Source organism: Pseudonocardia sp. SID8383 (assembly GCF_009864975.1).
GTDB classification, from domain to species: domain Bacteria; phylum Actinomycetota; class Actinomycetes; order Mycobacteriales; family Pseudonocardiaceae; genus Pseudonocardia; species Pseudonocardia alni.
Window position 1 is genome coordinate 1 of sequence record NZ_WWFY01000228.1, and the last position, 683, is coordinate 683.

At 77.9% G+C, this 683-nt stretch carries 1 pseudogene; it reads left to right on the forward strand.

Annotation, left to right across the window (positions count from 1 at the left end):
- Positions 1-683 (forward strand): annotated as a pseudogene (locus GTW08_RS05520) (L-seryl-tRNA(Sec) selenium transferase); the annotation flags it as partial.

A 683-nucleotide genomic window follows, 5' to 3' on the forward strand; every position in this document is an offset into this window, starting at 1 on the left:
CACGGACGCGCTGGCCGCGCTGCGCGACGCCGTCCCGGGTGCGGGGGCGGCCTGGGTGGCGAACAACGGCGCCGCCGCCCTCGCGCTGGTCTGCGCCGCCCTCGCCGGCACCGGCCGCGAGGTCGTGGTCTCCCGGGGCCAGCTCGTCGAGATCGGCGACGGCTTCCGCATCCCCGAGCTGATCGAGTCCACCGGGGCCCGGCTCCGCCCGGTCGGCACCACCAACCGCACCCACCTGCGCGACTACGCCGGCGCGATCGGCCCGGACACCGCGTTCCTGCTGGTGGTGCACCCGTCGAACTTCGTGGTGACGGGGTTCGTCTCGACCGTCGGGGTCCGGGAGCTGGCCGGGCTGGGGCCACCGGTCGTCGTCGACATCGGGTCCGGGCTGCTGACCCCGCACCCGCTGCTGCCCGACGAGCCCGACGCCGCGGGCACCCTCGCCGACGGCGCCGACCTCGTCACCGCCTCCGGGGACAAGCTGCTCGGCGGACCGCAGGCCGGTCTGCTCCTCGGCGGCGGGGGCCGCGGCGCCGCCCTGGTCGAGCGGGTGCGGCGCTTCCCGCTGGCCCGGGCGATGCGCGTCGACAAGCTGACCCTCGCGTCGCTGGAGGCGTCGGTGGCCGGTCCGCCGACGCCCGTCCGGGAGTTCCTCGACGCCGACCAGGCCGCGCTGCGGGCGC